Consider the following 24,152-nt stretch of genomic DNA (forward strand, 5'->3'; position numbering starts at 1 on the left):
ATTATTTGGGTTTTGACTTGTCCTGATACAGGTGGCTATAGCTATATTTGTAAAGGTAGGGGGCTTGGTCTCCAAGCCCTAATCTCAGCGTAGCATTCTACCTAACATCTATTTAGTTTAAAAACTGTTGAATCGCTGTGGTCAGTTGCTTGAGCTTAATCGGTTTACTCAAATAATCATTAGCACCAGCTTGCAGACATTTCTCGCGATCTCCTGTCATCGCCAGAGCTGTAAGGGCTATAATCGGGGTCATAACATGTTTGTTGCGGATATACTTGATTGCCTCTAGTCCATCCATCTCTGGCATTTGAATATCCATTAAGATCAAATCGGGCTGCTTTGATTGTACTAGAGTCACCGCTTGTTGTCCATTTTTAGCAAGAATGACTCGATATCCCTTGGCTTGAAGATAGCTAGAAATTGTCATAATATTCGCTTCGTTATCTTCTGCGAGCAAAATTAAGGGAAGAGAGATTGTCTCATCATCATTTTTGACGGAAATGTTAGGTGATGAAATATTAGCCAATGACTTTTTGGGAAGCGGTAAGACCAATTCATTGAATGGAAGCTCGATCGCAAAGCAACTACCCACACCAACCTCACTGGTGACACTAGCACGACCACCATGCAGTTCGACAATTCTTTTAACAAGCGCTAAGCCCAACCCTGTGCCATCATATTGACGATTGAGAGCGCTATCAACTTGGATAAAAGGTTGGAATAGAGTTTTTAAGTTTTCAGGAGAAATACCTATACCTGTATCGATCACCTCGAACTTGACCCAATGCGTAATATCTTTCTCACAAGAAGCGATCGCCTCATTTAGGGAGACTTCTAAGGTAATGCTGCCTCCTTCTGGAGTAAATTTCACGGCATTGTTCAGCAGATTGATTAATACTTGACGAATCCGACGTTCATCAACCATTAGTTCAGGTAAAACAGGAGCCAACTTAATATTCAGATTGATATTCTTTTGCCTTGCCTGCTGTTTGACAAATACCAAACTGGCCTGACTAAGCTGACTAATATTACTAGATGCATAGTCTAGAGTTACCTTGCCTGCTTCGATTTTTGCGAGATCGAGGATATCGTTAATTAGCTCTAGCAGATGGTTACCGCTACGTTCAACTGTGAGTAATGCTCTCTGTTGTTGTGGATTAATTGCTCCAAAGACTTTTTCCTGTAAACCTTCGGTGATGCCAAGAATGGCATTAAGAGGAGTGCGGAGTTCATGACTCATATTTGCCAGAAATTCATCTTTAAGCCTCGTAGCACGAACCAGAATTTCGTTGGAGACTTCTAGCTCATGATTAGTCTCAGCAAGTTTTTGCTGTGCTTGCCTGAGATCGGTGATATCAACCACTACACAAACACAATCATCTGTTGTCAGCATGGCTACACCAATGAGTACATGCACAAGAGTGCCATTCTTGTGGTAGTAGGCTTTTTCCCAAGGATCGATTTTGCCATACATTTTTAAGTAGGCGATCGCATCTAGATCTAGCTGTTGATATTCAGGAGGAGTAATGGTTGCCCAATTTATTTGTTTAGTATCGAGTTCTTCTCGTCTATAGCCAATCATCTCTAAAAAGCGATCGTTAGCCTCGTCAACCTGACCATCAAAGCTCGTAAACATCATCCCCACAACATTCGATTCAAACACCTGTCGAAAACGGTTTTCACTGTCTCGCAGAGCCGCCTCCGCAAGTTGATGCTCGTGCTGGGCTGCTTTCTGAGCGCTAATATCTCTAAAAACACAGACAAAACCGATCATGCAATCATTGTGATCCTTGATAGCCTTGACTGATAGCGATATGGGAAGACGATAGCCATCCTTGCAAATAACTGTCCATTCTTCTTCGCTGACTAGTCCTTGTCTTGCTTTAGCAACCAATACTTCTTGTTCAGAAATATCTTGTCTAAGTTCTACAGAGAGGGAAGCGGCTCGATCAATTAACTCTTGAAAATCGTAAAAATCTTGAAGATTATTTATGCCAACCACTTTGTCAGCACGGTAACCCAGCATATTCTCCGCACCAGCATTAAAGGTCTGAATAATGTTATGGCAATTAGTGGAAATGATTGCGTAATTGGTACTATCGAGAATAGCGCGATGTAAACTGCTCACTTGTAAAAGTTCATGCGTCCGTTCTTCCACTCTAGCTTCTAACTCTTGATTGAGTTGATGGAGTCGGATTTCTGCTTGCTTCAGTTTAGTGATGTCTTGGGCTGTGCCACGGGACATAATCGGCGAGCCATCTGCATCGTAAAAGGTTTCACATTTTTCTTGCACATACTTAATATATCCATCAAATAGGAGCACACGATGGACTACATTGTAGGGAGTGCGATCAACTAGATGTTTTTGGTAGAGAGCATTAACCATATCCCGATCATCGGGATGAATCGCACTGAGAAACCCCGCATAGGTTGAGTCAAATTGCTGTGGATCAATCTCAAAAATCTTAAATATTTCATCTGACCAACAAAGAGAGTTAGTCCGTAGATCCAATTCCCAATTCCCTAAGTTCGCGATTCGTTGGGCTTCTCGGAAGAGTTTTTCAGTGTGCCGCAACTCATTTTCCGATTGTTTGCGATCGCTAATATCTCGTACTAATAGTAGAACTTCATTTTCGTCATAGGGAAAGATGCGTACCTCCTCAATATGAATCTTATCGCCATCGGAAAAGTCCTGCTCATAAATCTGGATAGAGTTGGTTTCTAAAGCACGCTCCACAAATTCGAGGCGTTGTTTGACAATATCAGGAGGAAGTGTTTTGGATATATGATTTCCCTCTAATTGAGAGCGATCGCCAATAATCCGATGGGTTTCAGGAATCCGCGCAAATTCTAAGTAAATGCCATCCCGATTCATCCGCATGAATAGATCGGGAATAGCTTTGATTAAGGCGCGTTGATGGGCTTCAATTTGCTGTAATGACTCTTCAGCGCGTTGTCGTTCTGTTAGTTCATTTTGGAGTAGCTGATAAGTGTTTGATTGCTGAATGGCGATCGCAAATTGAACAGATATCCTCTGCAATAGTCTCACATCTTCTGGCTGCCAATTGCGATCTTCTTGGCATTGATGTCCGATCAGAAGCCCCCATAGTTGTCCTAATACCCGAATTGGCACGACAAGATTTGCTTTGACTTGATACTGTTCTAGCAACTTGATATGGCAGGGGGTATAGCCTGCGGTGTAAATATTGTTGGCAAAGACTGGATGATCGTGGCTGTATAGGTTGGAAGATTTCTCCTGAAAACAAGAGTCTTGAATGTGTTTGCCCAAGGACTTAAATAACTTATTTGTAACGGATTCAGCAATGATGATCCCGCTCCAGTCAGATTGAAATTGATATACCAACACGCGATCGCATTCTAAAAATGCACGGACTTCTGTAACACAAATATCCAAAATCTCTTGGAGATTGAGGGAACTACGAATGCGATCGGCAATTTCTGCGACTAGTTGATCGCGTTTTGCAATCATCTGTAAGGAGACAATTCGATCTTCTACTTGTCTCTCTAGATCAACGCCAATTGATTGAAAGATTTGCCACAAACTTTCATGGGTGAGCATTCCCACGATGCGATCTTGCTCATCCACGATGGGCAGATGGCGTAAATGATGTTGCCGAAGAAAGTTGATGGCTGACCATAAATCTGTGCAGTCTGACTCGCGCAAAGTGATCGCTGAGGTCATGACATCTCTGATGATCAAACAATCTAGGGGTAACATTTGGGCGCTAAGGCGGACTACATCAGCCTCAGTAAAAATCCCAACCACTTTGCCATCTTCTACTACCAGAACACAACCTGCCCTCAGTTCTGCGTTGTACTGATTAAGTAGAGGCGTAAAACCATTAGTCTCGTGGTATGGCGATCGCGCACTAACCATTTGGGCGATCGCTTCCATAACGGTTGCATGGGGCGTAACGACTAAAGGGTTATGAACAATTGCTGACTTCAGTTCAAGTAGTTTTGGGTTAGATATGTTCAAGAGTATTTACCAAAAAAAATATCTATATAAAATATCTAAATAAGATTAGTAAGGTGGGGCAAGCCCCACCTTACTAATACCAATTCACGGAAGTGTGACAACACTTTAGAGAATTAAAAGCCAAACCCTGTAAGGGTTTTAAAGACATAAAATGGCGCACCCATTTTGAGCTTTGGGATAATAGGTAGCAACTTGGATTAAATAAGTATTTAGACATAGGTAAACTAAAAAAGCGGGAAGCTCTAGATAACCGAGCATCGGATGTCTAAAGCTCTAATTTTTGGGTTTAAGTAGAATGAGCTACTTATCATGGAATTAATATTTAGAAAGTCATATAATCGCTTTTCAGACAATATTTTTATATCATCTAAAAATAAGTTTTATGGCTTAAATGTCACAGATCTTAGTTTAGTTAAACTCCCCCTTATCCCTAAGTCTGATCATACTACCTTCCCAGTTAATAATTTAGTGATGAGCCACTAAGTTACTCACATTAATTTATACCAAAACACAAAATGGCATAGCCATTTTATGTTTTGGTAGTAGCTAGTATAAATCAAACCCCAAGAAGTGAGGTGCGGCGCTTTGCGCCGCACCTCACTTCTTGGGATGTATGTCCTAAGCAAAACTTGCTTTGCTATAGCATCCGACACACTTTAGTCGGCTATGGACTATTGGCAAGCAACAAGATACTCCTATGGATATTTTATTTATCAGTTAATCAGCTAAAAAGTGGCGGCAGAGCCGCCACTTTTTAGCTGATTAATGGTCTGAATCCATGTTTGATTGACACTTCGCCAATTTTGTCCATGTTCTCGATACTGATTTGGTTGCGTCCCCAAGAGAAATTAGTGTGCCAACCTTCAAATTCTAAAAGCATCGCTTCCGCAAAACAGGCAAAAAGCTGACGGGCAGGAGCTGTCATATTTACGATTTTCATGATTTTCCAATCAATATCCAGACTATGCTCAACAATGCCCCCATCAATCACATGAATACCTTCTTCTTGAACCAGAGTAGACATATTTTTAGGATAGCCGCCATCAATCAGGATGCAAGGATGCTTGAGGGTGGCAGGGTCGATCGCCATCCCCTTAGCCATACTCGCCACCCACACAATAATGTCAGACTGCGGTAGCGCCTCATCAATCTCTAAAACCTTACCGCGACCAAGTTGAGCTTGTAGCTCCTGCAATCGCTCCCGATTACGAGCAACTAGCAATAATTCTTTGATATTAGTCCGCGCATCCAGCCATCGACAAACCGCACTGCCGATGTCACCTGTTGCGCCGCAGACTGTGACCGTGGCTTTAGCTAGGTCAATCCCAAATTTACGACTTGCTTCTTCGATCTGACGACATATGATATAGGCGGTATGCGTATTCCCCGTAGTAAAGCGATTAAATTCTAGTTGAATGTTTCTCACACTCGACATCTGACTAAGATTGAAATTCTCGAAAATAATCGAGGAGAATCCTCCCAAAGCAGTGATATCCACATCATTCTTTTGAGCAAGAGCCATTGCATTGAGGATCTTGCGAATGGCAGTTTTGATTTTACTGCCTGCCAACATTTCAGGTAAAAAACAGGACTCTACATATAGTCCCTCGATCTGCTGACCTGTGGCACTCGTAACCTTGATGCGATCGACAATTTGGGGCGGGGCGCTACACCAAAATTCCAAACCTTGATCGGCGTATTCGGGATAGCCTAATTCCCTTGCTACAGACTGAGCGTGTTCAAGACTTGTCAAATGCCCTATAAGACCAAACATCGATTGCGTTACCAGTTACAGTTGTCAGTTATTAATTTGCGGTGATTGGTGATTGGTAATTGGTGATTGGTGTTTGGCTTTTAGAAAAGTAGTATTTATTACGTCTTTACCTAAAAAGCTAATTTTCAATCACCGATTACCAATTACCAACTAAATCAAGCCGCTACCAAACCCATCGCAGACATTCTCATGATGTCGCGAGTATTAAAGCCGATTTTGCCCAGACTTTCGCCATATTGAATCATGAAGTCTTCAACCAAAGCTTCTTTTTCCATGCCAAGAACTTTGGCATCGGCTTCGACTTGGTTGAGCATTTTCCAGACAATGGGCAAGTTTTGACGATTGGCTTGCTCTAGAGTTACTTTGGAATCGTCAAAATGATTTTGCAACCATTCTTCACCAAAGTTGAGATGCAAGTATTCGTCTTTGACTACGCCTTCGGTGATCTTGCGTGCAAAAGGATCGGCTACGGGAATATAGATGTTGTAGGCAGCGATCGCAAAGCACTCAATGATGAGTGATTGGATCAGCAGACAGGTAACGATATCCCCTGTAGCAAAGGCCTTTTGAAAATTGCCGTGCAATTCAGAAAAGAATTTTTCTGCAAAGTCCATGTCAGCAGTGACCTTGAGGTTTTTACCACAGGCGATAAAGCCTTTTTTGTGGCGATCCTCCATCTTGGCAAGTCTGGTAAAATCTTCAGTGAATTCGGGCAGTAGCTCTCCTAGTTGGAGATAGTTGCTGTACGCCTCAGCTTCTCCCTCAATGACAATGGCATTGATTCGACTGTAGGCATCGCGATAGTTTTCTGTGTGATAGTCAATCGCTACAGCTTCGAGTGTTTGCCCCATGTTTTGCCTCTTTAAATATCCCTGCTCAATAAAAGTTAATCTCTTGCTATTTTATGCTAAGTGGACTATGCAATAAAATTAAAACCCATAAAGGTGCGATCAAGCTTTGTAGTCAACACCTTGTCTAAGTTTTAGTTTTTTATACGCCAAAGCGTTAAACTGAAGAGTGTCCCTCAACTCGTGGTTATGGCAAGTTTTCTGTTAGAAGTTGGTACTGAAGAGCTACCTGCTAGCTTTATTGTTGATGCTTTGCGCCAATGGCAAGAGCGCATCCCCAAGAATTTAGATGAACACCAACTAACTACGAGTAAGGTCAGTGTCTATGGTACACCTCGCCGTTTGGCTGTACTTATCGAGGGTTTGCCGACACAACAAAGCGATCGCAGTCTTGAGATTAAGGGGCCAGCAGTTGGCTCAGCCTTTGTAAATGGCGATCCTCAAGGTGAGCCAACTAAGGCTTTGTTGGGTTTTGCCAAGTCTAAAAGTATAGATTTACAAAATATTGTTATTAAAGAGACGGATAAGGGCGCGTTTGTATTTGCTAATCAGCAAATTATTGGTCGTGAGACAGCGGATATCTTGCAAGAATTAGCCCCGACTTGGATTACAGGTTTGGAAGGTAAGCGTTTGATGCGTTGGGGACATGGTGATCTCAAGTTTCCCCGTCCGATCCGTTGGTTGGTGTCATTATTTAATTCCAAGCTGTTGCCGATCGCTTTAGAAAATGTGCAGAGCGATCGCCTCAGTCAAGGGCATCGCGTATTGCATCCGCGATCGGTAGTGATTGACACTGCCAAAGATTATGTCGAGACTCTGCGCGAAGCTTTTGTTTTAGTCGATGGCAAAGAACGCCAAAAGCATATTCTTACCCAAATTCATAGCATTGTGGAATTATTTGGTGGTAAAGCGGAAATTTCTGAGGATTTATTAGAAGAAGTTACTTACTTAGTGGAATTTCCCACCGCCGTCATTGGTGAATTTGAGCGTGAGTTTTTAGAACTGCCGCAGCCAGTAATTAAGACCGAAATGGTCAGTCATCAGCGCTACTTCCCTGTGCATTCGAGCAAAAATCCTGATCAATTATTGCCACGATTTATCACGATTTCCAATGGTGACCCCGATAAATCACGTTTGATTGCGGCGGGCAATGGTCGCGTTATTAGAGCGCGGCTTTCCGACGGTAAATTTTTCTACGATAGCGATCGCGCCGTACATTTAGAAACTTTCTTGCCACTACTAGAAAAAGTCACATTCCAAGCCCAACTTGGCTCGGTTGCGGAGAAAGTAGATAGGATTAGGGCGATCGCTAAATCCGTAAGTGCCTCAATTGCCAATTTAGAAATCACTGAAGCCGATCATGCGCTGATCGATCGCACTGCTCAACTTGCCAAAGCCGATCTAGTTACGCAGATGGTTAAGGAATTCCCTGAACTGCAAGGACAAATGGGCTATTACTATGCCCTCTCCAGTAATGAACCTGTGGCGGTGGCGACGGGCATTCGTGAGCATTATCAACCCAAAGGTGCATGCGACACTTTGCCCACAACCTTAACGGGGCAGATTATCGCCATTAGCGATCGCATTGATACCCTCGTCGGAATTTTCGGCTTAGGTATTGTTCCCACAGGCTCCTCTGATCCATTTGCATTGCGCCGCGCCGCCACTGGTGTTGTCCAAATTGCATGGGAAAGCGGTTTTGCCCTTGATTTGCCCAAACTTTTGCAGGAGGCGATCGCCATTTATGCCGAGAAAAATTTACTAGCGCAACCTGCGGAAACTGTCCTTGAAAATCTTTATAAATGGTTTAAGCAACGCTACGAGACGATTTTGGCGGATCAGGGCATTGAATACGATCTTGTGAATGCAGTTTCAGGTACTGAGGATCTCGCCTATACCTTGCAAGGTTTAAGTAATCTCACGCGTATCAAAGAACGCGCCCACTTCCTGCAAAAATCCCGTGATGGGGCAACCCTTAGCGCCATTTATGAGCCAATTGTGAGAGCTTCTCGCCTTGCGGTTCAGGGTGATCTCGATAGCGTGACCGTTGACGTGAAAGCTGTAATCAAGCCTGAAACCTTAACCGAACCAGCAGAACAGGACTTGTATCAGGCGATCGCCGCTTTACCCAGTCAGCCTAGTGATGAGCAGTTGATGGAGGGTATTAAGGCGATCGCCCCAATTCTAGCCAAGTTCTTTGATGATGTGCTGGTCATGGCTGAAGATCCACAAGTACGTCAAAACCGCCTGAATCTGCTAGGTATTATCCGCAACTACAGCCGCAAACTCGCTGACTTTAGTGCCATCCTGAAGTAAAAAACAAAAAGGGACGCAAAGCGTCCCTTTTTGTTTTACAGCAATTGATGATGCGGTGATGATTCATCATCGAAAAAAAACTTAAAATCAAACAAATTATTTACCAATCTGGAAACTTTGTTGAAATTTAGCAAAAACTTAATTTAACGTGAGTTCGAGATAAGCTACAAAATTTTAAAAGCCAAAACAGTAAAAGCCTCGCGAAGCGAGGCTTTTACTGTTTTGGCTCCTAGAGAGGGTTCGCGCTGCGAACCCTCTCTAGGAGCTAGTTTGAAATTAACCCGAACTGAGGTTAATTTATAGCAATTACCGATCAAACGAACCACAAGGAAATTTTTGAAAGCGTTGCGTTGCAAGGCTTTCAAAAATTTCCTTGGTTTGGGTTTGAGCGCAAAGCGCTGTAAGAATCTTTTCTTCAATCCAAAGGCTACCCATTGCGCCGCCCTTTATAATATGTACAGTTCACAATTAATTAGAAACAACCCCCCAACTATAAATAATGCGTGTTTTACTCGTCTATCCGTTATTTCCAAAAAGCTTTTGGTCGTTTGAGAAAACACTGGAATTAGTTGGTTTTAAGGCTCAGCTTCCGCCCCTTGGTATGGTTACTGTTGCTGCGATCTTGCCCCAAACTTGGGAATTTAAGTTAGTTGATCGCAATGTGCGAGATATCACCGAAGCCGAGTGGGAATGGGCTGAAGTGGTGATCCTCTCAGCAATGATTGTACAGAAAAATGATTTTCTTGCTCAAATTCAAGAGGCGAAAAAGCGCGGTAAATTAGTGGCAGTTGGAGGACCATACCCCACAGCCTTGCCTGAAGAAGCCAAAGTTTCAGGTGCAGATTTCTTAATTCTTGACGAAGGCGAAATTACTTTACCGATGTTTGTGGCGGCTATCGAAAGAGGCGATCGCAAAGGCATTTTGAGAGCCAATGGCGAAAAACCTGCGGTTACAGATACGCCTATCCCACGCTTTGATCTCCTAGAAATGAACCGCTATGCGGAAATGTCTGTACAATTTTCCCGTGGTTGCCCTTTCCAATGTGAATTTTGTGACATCATCGTTCTCTATGGGCGTAAACCGCGTACCAAGACTCCCGCGCAAATCCTTGCTGAGCTGCAACGGCTGTACGATCTCGGTTGGAGACGCAGTATTTTCATGGTTGATGATAACTTTATCGGCAACAAGCGCAACGTGAAGGTGATGCTCCAAGAGCTAAAACCTTGGATGAAGGAACGTAACTATCCCTTCTCCTTTGCCACGGAAGCCTCGGTCGATCTTGCCCAAGACCCTGAAATGATGCAAATGATGGTGGAATGCAACTTTGGTTCGGTATTCCTTGGAATTGAAACTCCTGATACTGATAGCCTTGCTCTCACTAAGAAGTTCCAAAATAATCGCGATCCGCTTTCAGAATCAGTGATTAATATCGCCAAAGCAGGAATTCGAGTAATGGCAGGTTTTATCATCGGCTTTGATGGTGAAAAGAAAGGAGCAGGCGATCGCATTGTTCAATTTGTCGAGCAAACTGCGGTTCCCACGGCTCTTTTTAGTATGCTGCAAGCCTTGCCTGACACAGGGCTATGGCATCGGTTGAATAAAGAAGGGCGAATGATTACCCAGAATAGCAATGGGCATCAAACCACTTTGATGAACTTCATGCCTACTCGTCCTTTAGAAGACATTGCGACAGAGTATGTTCATGCTTTTTGGACTCTTTACGATCCCCTTGTCTTTCTCAATCGCACCTATCGACATTTCTTGATTCTAGGTGAGTCTCAGTACAAGCGCATCAAGCGAGAGAAAACCGATCAGAAGAAGAAAACTGATTGGACTGCGATTAGAGCCTTACTGATCCTCTGCTGGAGACAAGGTTTTGTTCGCAAAACCCGTTTCCAATTCTGGAGCAACCTATTTGACTTGATGAAACGTTATCCAAACGTGGTCACCAGCTATCTCTCGGTTTGCGCCCAAGGTGAGCATTTCCTCGAATATCGTTCGATTGTGCGTGAACAGATCGAGTCTCAACTTGCTGATTATCTTGCCAATCCTCCTGTACTTCAGCCCAAAACGTTAACAACGATTCAACCAGTAGAGAAGGAGCCAGATTTGCAAGAAGTGAAGTAGCGATCGCGCTCTGACATTCTTGTACAGGTAGGGGCTTGGTCTGCAAGCCCCAATCTCTGCTAAGCACTAAAATACTTGGCGATCGGATGATGCACTATTAATGCAGTCGTTGACTGTTCAGGATAGAGTTGTTCACTCTCATCCATGATCAAATCAACACGCTTCGCATCAAGTAAATCCAAAAGCTTGTACTGATCCTGCATATTAGGACAAGCAGGATAGCCGAAACTATAGCGAGAGCCATGATAGCGTTGGGCAAGAATATCTCGGATATTATCGGGATCTTCGGCTCCAAAACCTAACTCATGGCGAATGCGTGTATGTGTCCATTCAGCGATCGCTTCTGCCATCTGCACGGCTAAGCCGTGAAAATAGAGATAATCGGTGTATTGATTAGCCTTAAATAGCCCTTGAGCGAACTCAGTTGCTATATGTCCGACAGTGACTGCTTGCAAAGGCAGTACATCAATAATTCCTGAATCCTTAGGTGAAAAGAAATCGGCAATGCAGAGACGACGCAGAGACTTCTGACGGGGGAATACAAAGGAATTGATCGGCTCTGCTGCTTGAATATTATTGAGATCTTGAGGGTTGTAAACGTAGACTGTATTACCTTCAGCTAATACAGGGAAATAGCCATACACTGAAGTTGGCACTAACAATTTCTCATGGATGACTCGAGCTTTCCAAGTTTCTAAAATTGGGTAGACAGTCTCTTGCAAGAATGCGTCATATTCTTCACGGGATTGATCTTGAGGTTTACGGAACTGCCATTGACCAGCAATGAGAGCTTGCATATCCAGATTCCAGAACAGATCCTCAAAGGGAATATCTTCAGATTGGAGGATTTTAGTTCCCCAGAATGGAGGCGTAGGTCGAGGAATATTTATATCTACAGATTCAGAGCGCTCAATATCGAGATAGCGCTCGGCTAGTAGAGCTTCTTGTTTAGCTTTCTCCTCAGATGCGCTTATCCCATTATCATTAGCGATCGCTAAGTCATCAACGGCTAAACTCTCATCTAAAAATCCCTTAGAGTCCTCCCATTTACCTTCAGCTTTAGCGGGCATGTATTTGTCCATAAAGTTGAGGTCAGAGAAAGCGTCTTTGCCATAGATCACCTTGCCTTGATAGACATTCTGACAATCGGTATAGACAAACTTCGGTGTTAGTGCCGCACCACCCAAAATCACAGGCACAGTAATGCCACGATTATTAAATTCTTGCAGGTTATCCTTCATAAAAGCAGTGGATTTCACCAGCAAACCACTCATGGCGATACAGTCAGCTTTATGCTCTTCGTAGGCTTTGATAATATTCTCAACGGGTTGCTTGATACCAATATTGACAACTTTGTAGCCATTATTGGAGAGAATGATATCGACAAGGTTTTTGCCAATATCATGGACATCGCCTTTCACTGTAGCGATCAGGAATACGCCTTTATTTGAACCTTCGACCTTCTCCATAAACTTCTCTAGGAAGGCAACGGCAGACTTCATAGTTTCCGCAGATTGCAATACAAAGGGAAGTTGCATTTGTCCAGAGCCAAACAGTTCTCCGACTACTTTCATGCCATCAAGGAGATATTTGTTGATGATATCGAGAGGCTCGTATTTCTTGAGGGCTTCAGTGAGCGCGTCATCTAAACCAATGCGATCGCCATCGATAACATGGTTTTTGAGTTGCTCCTCAATGGGAGTATCAGCCTTATCAACCTTGACGCGCTTTGCGGAAACACCTTCAAATAGTTTGGTAAACTCGCCGAGCGGATCGTAAATACAAATATCACCATCAAACTGACGCTCATCATAGATTAACTGTCTCGCTACTTCTTTTTCGCGATCGCCAATCCGATTAAGCGGCACAATCTTACTGGCATTGACGATGGATGAATCCATACCCACTTTCATCGCTTCATGCAAAAACACGGAATTAAGCACCACGCGAGAGGCTGGATTGAGACCAAAGGACACATTGGAAACACCCAGTAACACATGGGTTTCAGGCATTGATTCCTTAATGCGCCGAATAGATTCAATTGTAGCCGCCGCATTCTGGCGATCCTCTTCAATCCCTGTGGAAATTGGTAAAGCGAGAGTATCAAAGAAAATCTCACTAGGTGGCATTCCTAACTCTTCCGTAGCCTGTTTGTAGGCACGGGAAGCGATCGCAAATTTCTTCTCCGCAGTTCGCGCCATCCCCTCTTCATCGATTGTCCCAATGACGATCCCTGCTCCATATTGCTTTGCGAGACTAACGACTTTACAGAAACGTTCTTCACCATCTTCATAATTAGTAGAGTTGAGAATACATTTACCACCTGCAACTTTCAGCCCTGCTTCCATTTTTTCCCATTCGGTGGAGTCCAGCATCAGAGGTAAAGTGACATTGGTCACTAGGCGCGATACCAGTTCATGCATATCGCGCACGCCATCGCGTCCCACATAGTCCACATTCACATCAAGGATATGTGCTCCCTCTTTTACCTGCGATCGCGCGATCGCTACCAACCCATCCCAATCTTCCGCATTCAACAAATCACGAGTTTTTTTAGAGCCACTGGCATTTAATCTCTCGCCGACAATCAGAAAAGAATTATCCTGAATATAGGGTTGAGAACTATAAATAGAAGCTGCTGAAGGGACTATGAGAGGCTCTCTGAGCTTGGGTTTAAGGTTTTTTGCAGCATCCGCCAAAGCCTTAATGTGAGCGGGAGTCGTGCCACAGCAACCACCGATAATTTGAATACCTAAATCTTCAACAAAATGCTGAAGATGTCCTCGCAAGTCTTCAGGAGTGAGTCGATAAAAAGCATGACCGCCTACATTTTCAGGCAAGCCTGCATTGGGAACACAGGATACAGCAAAGGGAGAATGAGCACTTAAATACTGCATATGCTCTTTCATCAAGTCGGGGCCAGTTGCACAGTTCAGTCCTAACACATCAATAGGGTAGGGTTCTAAAATGGTTACTACTGCCGAAATATCGGAGCCAACTAGCATTGTGCCAGTAGTTTCCATCGTCACCGATACCATTACGGGAATTCGAGGTTTGCCCTGCTTAGCTACTTTGGCAAAAAACTCTTCGATCGCATTTAACGCAACTTTAATTTGCAGTACATCCTGACAGGTTTCAACTAGTAGTAAATCTGCACCGCCATCATACAAACCTTCGATTTGTTCGATAAATGACTGCTTCATCGTATCAAAATCGATATGCAGCAAAGTTGGTAACTTGGTGGTTGGGCCGATCGAGCCAGCGACAAAACGTGGTTTTTCAGGGGTCGAAAATTCGGCGGTGACGGACTTAGCTAATTCTGTAGCTTTTTTACTAAGTTCATAGGCGAGATGTCCGAGGTCATACTCATTCAAGACGATTGATGTCCCGCCAAAGGTATCCGTCTCGATTACGTCTGCCCCTGCTGCCAAGAAATCCCGATGTACTTTGGCTACTGCTTCGGGTTTCGTCATCACCAGATACTCGTTGCAACCCTCATACTCTGCACCGCCAAAGTCTTCGGCGGTGAGGTTTTGCACTTGCAAGTTTGTACCCATCGCACCATCAAAAACAATTACGGGGCGATCGCTGCTGTGAAGACGTTCCAGAAACAGACTGGTCATTTAATCTATACCCTAAGCTAACAAAGTGACTCTAGGTATTAATTTTAGCAATATCTCTATGTTTTTTACCTATTTGCGCTTTTGTCTAACTCAGGCTTACTTAGCTACGATTGAGTCGATAGCCCATACTGTGAACTGTCTCAATCAAATCTTCGTTAGCTCCTGCGGCTTTTAACTTTTGGCGGAGACTGCGAATATGCACTTTGACGGTATGCTCTTCTGGGGGTGATTCTAAAGACCAAACATGCTCAATCATCACACTGCGGCTCAAGACTCGCCGACCATTGCGTAGTAATAATTCCAAAAGGGCATACTCCTTTGGGGTTAAATGGATCGGATTTTCACCATAGCCTACTTCACAAGTACTAGGGTTGAGATGTAATTGCCCCCATGCCAAAATTGGTGATGCACTTAGGTTGCCTCGACGCAACGAAGCGCGAATTCGCGCAAAGAGTTTTTGTAAATCCACTGGCTTAACAATGTAGTCATCGGCTCCTACATCTAACCCGTTAATTTCATCATTGATCGTATCGCAGGCGGTGAGCATGAGGATAGGCAAGTTGAAACCGTGCGATCGCAAGCGATGGCAAAGACTTATACCATCTAATTCTGGCAACATCAGATCTAATATCATCAAATCGTAGTCTAGAGACTGAGCTTGATGCCACCCAGATTTTCCATCAGCAGCAATATCCACAACGTAGCGCTCGTCAGTTAACGCTTCTGCCAAGGTTTCGGCAAGGCGGATGTCATCTTCAACTAGAAGAATCCTCATAGAATGGATTTTTTGGGGAGATGCGGTCAAACTTACCTGATTCTACAAAAATTTGTTACCAAAATACGATTCTACCTAGATTAAGCAAATCGATTTATCACAAATTGAGGCTAGCCAATTCAAATAAATGTTACACAATATCAAGATTTATTACCTAGGAACAATCTTTCCGTTTTCTTTACAGTTTCCTAACCAGTTTCCTTACTTTTGATATGGGATTATCAAGGCTCATTGTGAGAAAGGCTTGTGAGAAGTCGCCATATTAATTAATTCAACTCTTAATTCCACAAAATAATCAAAATAATATTTATGTCAATTCCTTTATTAGAATATAAACCCTTATCCCAAAATCAGCGCGTAGATGGTTTTGAAGTCGCAGGTGATGAGCAACCTCGGATTTATAGCACTGACAATTTGCTATCTGGCTTTGAGCTAGATCTCCTAATCAGTGCGGCTTATCGTCAAATCTGTAATGAACAACAGATGTTAGCAAGCCACCGTCAAGTAAACCTAGAGTCTCAATTGCGATCGGGGCAAATTACGGTGAGGGGATTTATTCGCGGCTTAGTATTATCTGACTCCTTCAGACGGTTAACCTTTGACTGCAATAATAACTATCGCTTTGCGGAGATTTGCATTCAGCGAATTCTGGGTCGTAATGTCTATAGTGATCGCGAAAAGATTGCTTGGTCGATTGTGATTGCCACCAAAGGCATCCAAGCTTTTGTGGATGAACTGCTCAATAGCGAAGAATATCTCAATAATTTTGGTGATAGCATCGTTCCCTACCAACGTCGGCGGATCTTGCCTCAGCGCACTAAGGGCGATGTTACCTTTGCTCACATGACAAGGTATGGTGCGGACTATCGCGATCGCTTGCCGAAACAAGTCTTTAAAGGCAATAGAGGCGCTGCTAGATTGGATTATCTGCGTTGGGATTGGCAAAAGACCCCCCCCGCAATTATCGGCAAGATCGGCGCAGGGATTACCTATGCTGGGGCTGGGTTTGTTGGTTTACTGATAATAGCAGTTTTACTTGGGTTGTAGACCTTATAATCTTAAATAATCCTAAAAAAGCCTTGCGTTGCAAGGCTTTTTTAACACTATTTGTGTTTAAGTTAGCGCGTTTGCACTACATCCTTAATTGGGATAGTTGAAAGTATGACCAGTTTGTATGCGATTGGAATTTGCCTTAACTTTCTGCTTGTGTTGATCAGTTATTTCTTCTGGAGCAAAGAGGAGATTCGCCGTCGTCAAACAGAAAAATTATTACGCAAGCAAAGCGATCGCGAAAGACTAGTTACGCAAATTGCCCATCAAATTCGCCAGTCCCTCAATCTCGATCAAGTTCTCGCCACAACCGTTAAAGAAGTTCAACTATTTCTGCAAGCCGATCGCGTCTTAATCTATCGTCTCTGGGACGATGGCACTGGTAGCGCCATTCATGAAACTGTTTTATCGCCCTATCCCAGCATTTTAGGGCAGGTATTTCCCGAAGAAGTTTTTCCTAAGCAATATCATCAGGCCTACTCCTTGGGCAAAGCTCGCTCTATTGGCAATATCGAACAGGCTGATATAGAGTCCTGTCTAGCGGATTTTGTGAAGCAATTTGGAGTTCAAGCAAAGTTAGTCGTACCAATCATTCAGGAAAATCGTCAAAGCGATCATTCACAAAACTCACAGCCCTATCTTTGGGGTCTTTTGATTGCCCATCAATGCGATCTCCCCCGTCAATGGGAAAATTGGGAAGTGGAACTAATGAAGCAACTCGCCACCCAAGTTGCGATCGCCATTCAACAATCAGAACTTTATCGGCAATTACAACATCTCAATACGCAACTAGAAGAGCGTGTCCAACAGCGTACCACTGAACTTGCCACGGTTAATGTGTCCCTAAGAGCAGAAATTTCTGAGCGTCAGCGTACTGAAATCGCTCTACGCCATACCAATGAAACATTACAAGCCCTTGTCAGTGCTTCCCCTCGTGCAATTTTTATGCTGGATTTAGAAGGGAAGGTTAAGATCTGGAATCCAACGGCTGAACAAATGTTTGGGTGGACAGAAGCAGAAGTGATCGATCGCCCTAGTCCAATTCTATTAGACGATCGACTAGAAGATTTGACAACTCTGCAAAGTAGTCTGCTGCAAGGTAAAACCTATACTAGAGTAGAAATGACTCGTCAAAGAAAGGACGGATCGGCGATCGATATTGTCTTCTCAGCAGCACCTCTACTCGATAACAATGGACAAATCAATGGTATCGTGGCGGTGATCGCCGACATCACGGAACAAAAACTGCAAGCTGCACAAGTGCGTTTACTTCAATCGGTTGTAGTCAATACCAATGATGCGATCATCGTCACTGAAGCGGAACCAACTAAGGGGCTAGGACATCGGATTATCTATGTAAATGAAGCATTTACAAGTATTACTGGCTATCAACCCCACGAAGTATTAGGACAAACCCCAAGGATTTTGCAAGGTGTCAAGACCGATCGCGCAGAACTACAGAAAGTCCGTCAAGCTCTATCCGCTTGGGAATCCGTCACAGTTGAAGTAATCAACTATCGCAAAGATGGTTCAGAATTTTGGAACGAGTTTAGTTTAGTGCCTGTGGCTGATGCTAAGGGTTGGTATACCCATTGGATTGCGGTGCAACGCGATACAACTGAGCGCAAAAAAGTCGAGCAGGCGCTGCGCCAAAGTGAAGAACGCTTCCGATCGCTAATCGAAAATGCCTTAGATATCATCATGATTTTGGAGATTAATGGCACAATCAGTTATGTTAGTCCGTCGGTTGTCAAGGTTTTGGGTTATGGTGTTACCGACCTCGTGGGCGCAAATATACAGGGATTTATCCATACCGATGATTGGGCGATCGCAATCGATCACTTGACTAATATCGCATCACAGGAATTACAAATTCCCATTGAATTTCGCCATCGGCACCAAGATGGAACTTGGCGAATTCTGGAAGCTATTAGTCAGCCCTTTGTCGATAGCACCGATGTCATGCAGATGATGGTGAATGCTCGCGATATCACCGAACGAAAACGTCTAGATGAAATTCGGCTTGCCTTGGAACGAGAAAAGGAACTAAGCGCCTTAAAAACAAGATTTTTCTCAATGGCTTCCCATGAGTTTCGCACGCCGTTAAGTACAGCATTAGCAGCAGCGCAAGTTCTCGAAAATTCTCAGCAGGAATGGGACAATACGGAAAAGCGATTACGCAATTTACATCGGATTCAAGATGCGGTGAGGAATATGGTGCAGTTGCTAGATGATATTTTGACCATCAATCGCGCTGAAACGGGTAAACTCGCCTTTAATCCTAAACCCATCGCCCTAGAAGCATATTGCCGTCATTTTATCGAGGAAATGCAACTCAATGCGGGCAATCAACACCAGCTTACGTTTAGTTGTCATGGTAAATCGCAGCACGTATGTCTGGACGAAAAATTATTGCGATCGATGCTCTCTAACTTACTTTCCAATGCGATTAAATATTCGCCGCAGGGTGGCAATATTTCTCTTTCTCTAGAGTTTGGATTAGAATATTTCATGATCAAAGTTCAAGATCAAGGTATTGGGATTTTATGGGAAGATCAAAAGCAATTGTTTGAGCCGTTTCATCGGGGTAAAAATGTCAAGGCAATCTCTGGAACTGGATTAGGTTTAGTTGTTGTCAAAAAATGTGTGGACTTACATCATGGAAATATTACAATCCATAGCGGTGAAGGATTAGGAACAACTTGTATAATTACAATTCCACTAGGAATGATTGCTTTGGAAATTAAGTAGATGGACATAAAGCAACTGCCGAGCAAACGAGCTACAAGAAAAACTTAGAAAGCGTTGCAAAGCAACGCTTTCTAAGTTTTTCTTGGCTTAGGCTTGAGCGCAAAGCGCTGTAAAAGCTAGGCATAAACTAAAAACCAGAGGCTGTTTAAAAGCCTTCATTGCGGGAGTTTTTACAAGCTAAATATAGGATAGAGTCCTCTAATTCGGTGGAATTATTTTGAAATAAAAGTTGTAGAAAGCCTTGTCGGATTTCTAATGGTAAGGTTTGAAATAGGCTATAAAAACCTGTGCTAGTTTGCAAAGATTCTGTAATTTCTGCTTGACTCACAATATTTGTTTCCTTGTCTATACATCCCTATACAAATTATATAGCCATTAATCTTTCTGAGAAAATCAGCGATCGCTATACAAATCAAATCACGTAGGGTGTGTTAGCGTAGCGTAACGCACTCAAACATTTAGCATTTAAGGTGCGTTACATTTCATTAACGCACCCTACTCGATTTGATTAAAGGTGATGTCAAATTATCGAAGACCAGCAATTACAGGCGGAACTTATTTTATTACCCAAGTTACCTATCAGAGAATTCCTTGGCTTTGTAGTGATTTGGGGCGTAAAGCGTTGCGAGAGGCGATCGCTAAAGTTCGCGAGAAATATCCATTTGAAATAAATGCTTTTGTTCTATTGCCTGAGCATTTCCACTGTTTGTGGACTTTACCCGAAGGGGATAAGGATTTTTCGGTGAGATTACGATTAATCAAAACTTACGTCACCAAGCACTATGGCGAGCAATTAGGAATTAATGCAGAAGTTTCGCGATCGCGACAAAAACGACAAGAAAAGAATCTATGGCAGCGTCGTTTTTGGGAGCATCTAATCCGAGATGAGCGAGATTATGCGCTACATTGCGATTATATTCATTACAATCCTGTAAGACATGGATTATGTGTAAAAGCTGAAGATTGGCAATTTTCCAGCATTCATCGTTTTATTGCACAGGGTCAATATCCACCCGATTGGGGAGTCACAGAAATCCCAGAAAAGCCCCAAGACATTTGGGACGAATAACCATTCCCGTAGCGTGTGTTAGCGAAGCGTAACGCACAAACATTTGTTATGTAAAAGTTAGGAAAAGGTTCATTTAATTGACATTAAAAGGGTGCGTTACATTTCATTAACGCACCCTACGCGATCGCACTACAAAGTTACTTGCTATTCAAAATTGATTGTAAATCTGATATTGAGCGCCAAGGTCTTTTTCTGTGAAGCATCCTGTGACAATTCGAGCATACTAAAGCTATATCTTCAACTTTAGTTTCTACTTCTCCTGTGATTTCTGATAAAGGTTTAGTATGATGCGCTTCTATAAAATCTTCTCCTATAGCGCCGTATACCTTCGAGAAAGAGAAACCGCAGACTGAGCAGCATAGCAAAGGATCGCGATCTTTCGCCTTCTTTTTTGCCAAATCGATTACAGCCTTATTTCTTTCTTTTGACCTGTGTAATTGATAAACTTCTTTTCCTTCAGGGAACACTAGTTCATCGTCTTCTTCCTTAAAGGAAGTAGGAGGAGGTACTACACTATCAAAATTTTCAACTAGATGATCGGGAGAAATTACCTTCACTATTGCTTTAGGTAAGTCTGCGTATTTCACACTCCATATATAGTCATTGTTTTGAAGAATCCAGTTTAAAACCTTACGAGGCTGAGAAGTGCCAGTTTTCGGCAAATCAACACCTAGACTGCTCAAGATTCTATTAGCCTCAACCCCAGTCATAGATAGGTTGTCAATACAAGGAATCAACTTTCGGCTACTTACATTAACGATAACTTTTATATCTCGTGTTCTATATCGTCGTAAGAAACTATATTCATAGCCAAACTTAGCAAGATGTGAATTCACACCAAATTTACGCTTTACTTCTTTGTCTCCTTCCACTGTAAGTTGATAATGACCTTCTCCAACTCCCTGCCAAAAGTTGCTTTTCTCTACCACTGTTTGCAATGATTCATCACTTTTGTTTGCTACGTGTGACTGAATAAAGGAAAATAGAGCTAAACGATGAACAGTACTATTTGCTTCAACGCCGTGCAACCATGCGGCATATAAGAGCATTTCCTCGTTACTCATATTTTTAGGAACGCCACTTTGCGGAGATGCTTCTCCCTGAAGCAGTGGAAGATCAAACAAGTTCATAAGTCTTTCCCCAAATGTAATTTGTCGAAATCGCTCCTAGAGTATACCATTCAATGATTTTGAATTTATTTCCTTGTTTACATTTGGATCTGGCTAAGGGACGAGCGGGAAAATAAAGTACCACTAACTTAACGAAACCTCAGATTTCCAGATTTACTTTTTTGGTACATTATTAAATCGCTCGTCCCTAACGACTTCTTAGATCTTCCACATTGCAATTAATTCATTAACAAGCATTTGCAATTGTTTTGTAGGTTCATCAAGATTAGGCAGTTGATAGCCGTGTATGAGGCGATTGCGTACAGTTTGAATTACTCTCACTTGATCAAACTGCTCCATCGAAAGCTCACCTTGAGAATATAAATGATTAATCAAAGAGCTAGCAGGAAAACGTTCTATCGGAATTGCAACTTGCTTAGCTTGACGACGCATAGCCGCTTCCAAAATCCCCCATAAACATAAAAAAGCTACTTCCACTTCTCCGATCGCTAAAAACTTTTGAGCCTGTTTTTGGCGTTGCAACATTTGATCCCAAGTCATTAACTCACTATCATTTTTGGGATCTTCCGAAGAGACATCTTCTCCAGTGATCAATAAAAATCTCCAACCGTGATGCTGAGCTACTATTTCGGCAATTTCTCGATAGCGATCGACTGAGATTTTAGCAATTGAGTTTTTAAGTTCGATTATGCAACCTTCATTCGACCCCTTTCTCGCAATAAGATCTGGACAATAATTTTCCAAGTCAAAAGGAATCAGGGATTTAGAAGGCTCAATTACAACTTCAAATCCTTGTAATCTATATTTTTCTGCGATTCCTTGCAATCTATTTGTTCCTAAAACTTTAGCGTCTAAACCCTTTTCAGCTAATTGAGAATCAACAGTCATAGGTAGTCCTCCAAATAATCACACTACGAAATTGGCGATCGCTACAATTTACACTTTGAAAGGATTGGGGAGCCAAAGTCCTTTTTGATTAAATTGATAATCCTGAAGCCAACGGAGAACATCATCTCCATCTCGAAGTTCTATCCCCATCATTGATAACTGTAATGGATTATATTTTTCCATAGTCTTAAAGTTAGCAGTAGTGACAATCATTCCAAGATGACATCCAAATTTCTCACGCTCAGTCAAAAGAGCGCCGATTACTCGATCAACGACCTCAACGCCAACGCGATTCTTCCACCGCTTGACTTCAATAAAATAACGAATTTTAACTCCAGAAGCATCAGGCTTTCGCATTGCAAGAATATCTGCTGCTGTTTTGGGATTTCGACCGACGAGACATATATCGTCGTAACCCCAACTTGCAAAAAACTCAGCAACAAGATGTTCAAACAATTGCCAAGGTAATTTCCTCAAATCATTTTCATGATTCTTGAGATATGCGATTAAGTAAGGTGTTAACTCTTGCGCTTTTTCAATGACATCTGATACGTCAATAATTGCTATTTCTTGTTCAAACTGCTGTTGACTAAGTATTTCAAGAACTTTCTGCCCTGCTTTTTTGTACTCACGACGAACTGTTGAGTCACTAATGTTAAAAATCCAAGCTACTTCACGAGTTGTTTTCACTCTGCCATCGTCCATTCCAATTCTTAGTCGATAGATATCTTTGGAACGAGGTGGTAACGGCAAGTCTTGTACAATGCACTCTATCTGAGTATTTAGATCATTCGAGTCTATTTTCATAAATTGCTGAGAGATAGAAAAATTTTGTCATTAAGTACTCTAATCGAAACTCAAGTCTTTTCTTTGAGATGAATTTATAGCTAACCTTCAGTTTTCTTGCTACTAAATTTCTGAGTCAAGCCTTCGCCTACTAGCGATAAACCGATCGCCATAAAAGTAATCGCCAAACCAGGGAAAACCGTTGTCCACCAGATATTTTCTCCAGTCGAGAGCGCATCGAGAGCTTGCTTGAGATCATGCCCCCATTCAGGAACATCTTCAGGAATGCCTAAACCCAAAAAGCCTAAACCTGCCAAAGTCAGAATCGCATCAGCAGCATTGAGAGTGAAAATTACGGGTAAGCTTTGGATCACATTAGGAGCGAGATATTTGATTAAAATCGTCTTTGTATCCGCACCGATCGCTTGAGCCGCTTCGATATAAACTTCGGTTTTCGTACTTACGGTTTGGTTGCGAATCACCCGAAAATATTGAGGAATATAGGCAACACTGAGAGCGATCGCCGCATTCCAGACACCAGCACCGACCACAAAAGCGATCGTTAATGAGAGCAATAGACTGGGCAAGGTATACAGCGCATCCATCAGGAATACTAAACCGCGATCCAACCAACCTCCCTTGTATCCGCTTAGCATCCCCAATGGTAAGCCGATCGCTAAGCTAATTACTGTTGAGGCGATCGTTACTTGCCATGCCACACCTGCCCCTGCGATCGTTCTTGTAAATACATCATGCCCCTGTAAATCTGTGCCAAACCAATGTTGTGGGGATGGTGGCTGATGGATCGGATTGCTGAGAAATTCACTGGGATTAGTTAACACTCCTATGGCTTGCAGGAACGGCGCAAGAATCGCCATCAGCAAAAAGACAACGCTAATCACGATACCAATAGACATTAATCGTTGCGATACTGACTGCTTAGGCGATTTCATAGTAGATAAATTAGTTTTTCCTTGATTTGTACTATACCGCGATCGCTAAATCTAGTTAAAA

15 protein-coding genes are annotated in these 24,152 nt (G+C 42.7%); 5 read left to right on the forward strand and 10 right to left on the reverse strand.

Annotated elements, in window-relative coordinates:
* Positions 1-112: 112 nt before the first annotated feature.
* The 3 genes from VB775_RS13755 to VB775_RS13765 all read right to left on the reverse strand — a co-directional run bounded on the left by VB775_RS13755 (position 113) and on the right by VB775_RS13765 (position 6,625).
* A complete protein-coding gene (locus tag VB775_RS13755) occupies positions 113-4,000 on the reverse strand; it encodes a PAS domain S-box protein (RefSeq protein ID WP_281007108.1) in 3,888 nt (1,295 codons plus the stop codon).
* 754 nt (positions 4,001-4,754) lie between these two features.
* The gene (locus VB775_RS13760; RefSeq protein ID WP_281007109.1) at positions 4,755-5,774 is read right to left on the reverse strand and encodes a long-chain acyl-[acyl-carrier-protein] reductase; all 1,020 of its coding nucleotides are present in this window, start codon (positions 5,772-5,774) and stop codon (positions 4,755-4,757) included.
* Between the two features lie 155 nt (positions 5,775-5,929).
* The gene (locus VB775_RS13765) at positions 5,930-6,625 is read right to left on the reverse strand and encodes an aldehyde oxygenase (deformylating) (protein WP_281007110.1); all 696 of its coding nucleotides are present in this window, start codon (positions 6,623-6,625) and stop codon (positions 5,930-5,932) included.
* A gap of 186 nt (positions 6,626-6,811) precedes the next feature.
* On the opposite strand from VB775_RS13765, the gene glyS reads away from it, so the two are divergent.
* Both glyS and VB775_RS13775 read left to right on the forward strand, forming a co-directional pair.
* Complete coding sequence (glyS, locus tag VB775_RS13770) at positions 6,812-8,938, forward strand: glycine--tRNA ligase subunit beta (protein ID WP_281007112.1); 2,127 nt, start codon at positions 6,812-6,814, stop codon at positions 8,936-8,938.
* A gap of 499 nt (positions 8,939-9,437) precedes the next feature.
* The gene (locus VB775_RS13775) at positions 9,438-11,066 is read left to right on the forward strand and encodes a B12-binding domain-containing radical SAM protein (protein WP_281007113.1); all 1,629 of its coding nucleotides are present in this window, start codon (positions 9,438-9,440) and stop codon (positions 11,064-11,066) included.
* Positions 11,067-11,125: 59 nt separating this feature from the next.
* Here VB775_RS13775 and metH read toward each other — a convergent pair whose 3' ends face one another.
* Positions 11,126-14,689, reverse strand: coding sequence for a methionine synthase (metH, locus tag VB775_RS13780; RefSeq protein WP_281007114.1), 3,564 nt, complete (start codon positions 14,687-14,689; stop codon positions 11,126-11,128).
* Between the two features lie 100 nt (positions 14,690-14,789).
* Positions 14,790-15,464, reverse strand: coding sequence for a response regulator transcription factor (locus tag VB775_RS13785; protein WP_281007115.1), 675 nt, complete (start codon positions 15,462-15,464; stop codon positions 14,790-14,792).
* Positions 15,465-15,773: 309 nt separating this feature from the next.
* Here VB775_RS13785 and VB775_RS13790 point away from each other — a divergent pair, with 309 nt between their 5' ends.
* On the forward strand, positions 15,774-16,511 hold the full coding sequence (locus VB775_RS13790) for a phycobilisome rod-core linker polypeptide (protein WP_281007116.1): 738 nt from the start codon (positions 15,774-15,776) through the stop codon (positions 16,509-16,511).
* 114 nt (positions 16,512-16,625) lie between these two features.
* Positions 16,626-19,265, forward strand: coding sequence for a PAS domain S-box protein (locus tag VB775_RS13795; RefSeq protein ID WP_281007117.1), 2,640 nt, complete (start codon positions 16,626-16,628; stop codon positions 19,263-19,265).
* A gap of 145 nt (positions 19,266-19,410) precedes the next feature.
* Here VB775_RS13795 and VB775_RS13800 read toward each other — a convergent pair whose 3' ends face one another.
* Positions 19,411-19,593: a hypothetical protein gene (locus tag VB775_RS13800; protein WP_281007118.1), complete on the reverse strand. Its 183-nt coding sequence runs from the start codon at positions 19,591-19,593 to the stop codon at positions 19,411-19,413.
* 189 nt (positions 19,594-19,782) lie between these two features.
* On the opposite strand from VB775_RS13800, the gene VB775_RS13805 reads away from it, so the two are divergent.
* On the forward strand, positions 19,783-20,334 hold the full coding sequence (locus VB775_RS13805; RefSeq protein WP_281007119.1) for an REP-associated tyrosine transposase: 552 nt from the start codon (positions 19,783-19,785) through the stop codon (positions 20,332-20,334).
* Positions 20,335-20,471: 137 nt separating this feature from the next.
* On the opposite strand, the gene VB775_RS13810 is transcribed toward VB775_RS13805, so the two are convergent.
* From VB775_RS13810 to VB775_RS13825, 4 genes are all read right to left on the reverse strand, one after another.
* Positions 20,472-21,464, reverse strand: coding sequence for an HNH endonuclease (locus VB775_RS13810; protein ID WP_281007120.1), 993 nt, complete (start codon positions 21,462-21,464; stop codon positions 20,472-20,474).
* Positions 21,465-21,662: 198 nt separating this feature from the next.
* Entirely contained in the window at positions 21,663-22,352 is a 690-nt protein-coding gene (locus tag VB775_RS13815; RefSeq protein WP_281007121.1) for a hypothetical protein, read from the reverse strand.
* Between the two features lie 48 nt (positions 22,353-22,400).
* Positions 22,401-23,159 carry a restriction endonuclease gene (locus VB775_RS13820; protein ID WP_281007122.1) on the reverse strand — a complete coding sequence of 253 codons (759 nt, stop codon included), beginning with the start codon at positions 23,157-23,159 and terminating at the stop codon, positions 22,401-22,403.
* Positions 23,160-23,239: 80 nt separating this feature from the next.
* The gene (locus VB775_RS13825) at positions 23,240-24,091 is read right to left on the reverse strand and encodes an ABC transporter permease (RefSeq protein WP_281007123.1); all 852 of its coding nucleotides are present in this window, start codon (positions 24,089-24,091) and stop codon (positions 23,240-23,242) included.
* Positions 24,092-24,152 lie beyond the last annotated feature (61 nt).

Source organism: Pseudanabaena sp. CCNP1317 (genome assembly GCF_034931345.1).
Taxonomy (GTDB): Bacteria; Cyanobacteriota; Cyanobacteriia; order Pseudanabaenales; family Pseudanabaenaceae; genus Pseudanabaena; species Pseudanabaena galeata.

Excerpts from the sequence above, each read along its gene's own strand:
- VB775_RS13760 (WP_281007109.1), bottom strand. The coding sequence starts at position 5,774 with ATGTTTGGTCTTATAGGGCATTTGACAAGTCTTGAACACGCTCAGTCT.
- VB775_RS13765 (WP_281007110.1), bottom strand. The coding sequence starts at position 6,625 with ATGGGGCAAACACTCGAAGCTGTAGCGATTGACTATCACACAGAAAAC.
- glyS (WP_281007112.1), top strand. The coding sequence starts at position 6,812 with ATGGCAAGTTTTCTGTTAGAAGTTGGTACTGAAGAGCTACCTGCTAGC.
- VB775_RS13775 (WP_281007113.1), top strand. The coding sequence starts at position 9,438 with ATGCGTGTTTTACTCGTCTATCCGTTATTTCCAAAAAGCTTTTGGTCG.
- metH (WP_281007114.1), bottom strand. The coding sequence starts at position 14,689 with ATGACCAGTCTGTTTCTGGAACGTCTTCACAGCAGCGATCGCCCCGTA.
- VB775_RS13785 (WP_281007115.1), bottom strand. The coding sequence starts at position 15,464 with ATGAGGATTCTTCTAGTTGAAGATGACATCCGCCTTGCCGAAACCTTG.
- VB775_RS13790 (WP_281007116.1), top strand. The coding sequence starts at position 15,774 with ATGTCAATTCCTTTATTAGAATATAAACCCTTATCCCAAAATCAGCGC.
- VB775_RS13795 (WP_281007117.1), top strand. The coding sequence starts at position 16,626 with ATGACCAGTTTGTATGCGATTGGAATTTGCCTTAACTTTCTGCTTGTG.
- VB775_RS13805 (WP_281007119.1), top strand. The coding sequence starts at position 19,783 with ATGTCAAATTATCGAAGACCAGCAATTACAGGCGGAACTTATTTTATT.
- VB775_RS13810 (WP_281007120.1), bottom strand. The coding sequence starts at position 21,464 with ATGAACTTGTTTGATCTTCCACTGCTTCAGGGAGAAGCATCTCCGCAA.
- VB775_RS13815 (WP_281007121.1), bottom strand. The coding sequence starts at position 22,352 with ATGACTGTTGATTCTCAATTAGCTGAAAAGGGTTTAGACGCTAAAGTT.
- VB775_RS13820 (WP_281007122.1), bottom strand. The coding sequence starts at position 23,159 with ATGAAAATAGACTCGAATGATCTAAATACTCAGATAGAGTGCATTGTA.
- VB775_RS13825 (WP_281007123.1), bottom strand. The coding sequence starts at position 24,091 with ATGAAATCGCCTAAGCAGTCAGTATCGCAACGATTAATGTCTATTGGT.